The following is a 1,754-nucleotide window of genomic DNA, read 5'->3' as shown; positions in this document are numbered from 1 at the left end:
CTCTAAGCCTACTTCTCCAAGTGCTTGCGTAACTCGCTCTTTTCCTAACTCTGGATGTCCCAAGCGCAATTCTTCTAAGAGAGTACCGCCGCAAAAATGCCTCTCAGGAAACTGAAAGACCAAGCCAGCCAGTTGTTGCATCTGCTCAGCTGTCAGTTCTTGCTCGCGCCAGAAGAGTGAACCTGATGTCGGTTCGGCAAGTCCAGACAAAATTTCGAGTAACGTACTTTTGCCAGAACCACTCGGTCCAATAATCAAACCCAGTTGTTGGGATGCTAATTCCAAGTTGATTGATTTGAGAATAGCTGTCGGGCAAGCCGTGGGATGATAAATTAGGTTTCTCAGATAGAGCATTTGTTAAGTTTACCAAAAAGTCAGCAACATATTTATTAACTACACTGCCAGCTACTGTAGAATTCCGAAAAATTTACAAGGATTCAAGAGGCTAGCAACGTCTCTATTGCAGCAAGAAACATGCTGCATCTGGACCAAAATTACGCACCACTGGTTAGAATGGAGCCAAGCTAACGGCGAAAACCGTCACCCCTACTTTCATTCATTGTGGCAAAATGAGTCTTGAACAATAGCCAAAACACACGCTTGGGAACTTAGAAAAATTACCAAAGTCAAACAGTATACAAAATTCTGCCTGAAACAGATCCACATTCCGTGAATTAAAAGTCATCTAAAAAACAAATATAAGACGTAAATATACTGAGGCAAAAAATGGATGCACGGTTCCCAGGTTTGCAAAAAATTGTACCTGCCAAATTTTATCGCTCTATTATAGTGGCTTTTTCAGCTACCATTGCACTGAACATCTGGGCAAATCCTTCTTGGGCTGCAGATCCCTTTCGGATGAAAGAGCCTCGTAATATTGGCAACAAAACAGAGGCAGCATTCAAAGCCATTTTCCAACAAGGAGACTATCAAGCTGGAGATCGTTACTTACAACAAGCATTATCTACAGAGCCAAAGGAACCTTTAGCCTATGCTATGAAAGCATCTTTAGCGTATACGAATAAGGATTTGGCCACACTAGACACTTACAGCAAAAAAACATCACAAACCGCACAAAATTTAATTTCTAGTGATCCCTTACGCGGAAATCTGTATGCTGCTGTTGGTCTATTTTTAGAAGGGTCTGTCATTCTACAACGTGAGGGGACAGTCAAGGGTGCACCACAAGCCCTGACTAGACTACAGCAAGTCTATCAACATTTGGACAAAGCTGAAGCTGTTTCTCCTAACGATCCAGAACTAAACTTAGTCAAAGGATACATGGATTTAATGCTAGCTGTCAATTTGCCCTTTGCTAACCCAGAACAGGCAATTCAAAAGCTAGAAAAGAATGCTGCTCCCCAGTATTTGGCAGATCGGGGTATCGCTCTTGCTTATCGGGATTTAAAACAGTACTCTCAGGCACTAGACTATGTCAACCGTGCTTTAAAGGTGACAACAGATAACCCAGAGTTGTATTATCTTAAAGCTCAAATCCTTCGGGCAAAAGCCAATAAGGAGAAAAACTCGCAACTGATGCAGGAAGCGATTAAGAATTTTGATACAGCCCTGACTAAGAAATCTCAACTCCCAGGTGATTTGCCACGACAAATTGAGCGTGAACGACGTAAGGCTGCGGAAAATCTGAGTAATTTTGGTCAGGTAGGAAATGAGGGGACAAGAAAAAGGAGGGAGGGAGAGAGTGAAGGAGTTATTTCTCCACCTGCTTCCCCTGTTTCCCCGACTCCACCTGC

1 protein-coding gene and 1 pseudogene are annotated in these 1,754 nt (G+C 42.8%); one reads left to right on the top strand and one right to left on the bottom strand.

The window, feature by feature from the left end; translation table 11 throughout:
- A partial coding sequence (locus DP116_RS29840; protein WP_246275826.1) for an ATP-binding cassette domain-containing protein occupies positions 1-354 on the bottom strand: 354 nt, incomplete at its 3' end.
- Positions 355-726: 372 nt separating this feature from the next.
- Between DP116_RS29840 and DP116_RS27470 the strand changes: the two are divergent.
- Positions 727-1,650, top strand: a pseudogene (locus DP116_RS27470) (Sll0314/Alr1548 family TPR repeat-containing protein); the annotation flags it as partial.
- Between the last annotated feature and the right edge of the window lie 104 nt (positions 1,651-1,754).

Source organism: Brasilonema bromeliae SPC951, from assembly GCF_012912135.1.
GTDB lineage: Bacteria > Cyanobacteriota > Cyanobacteriia > Cyanobacteriales > Nostocaceae > Brasilonema > Brasilonema bromeliae.
The sequence above is the reverse complement of the archived record's forward strand: the minus strand, read 5'-3'. Positions and strand labels throughout refer to the sequence as shown.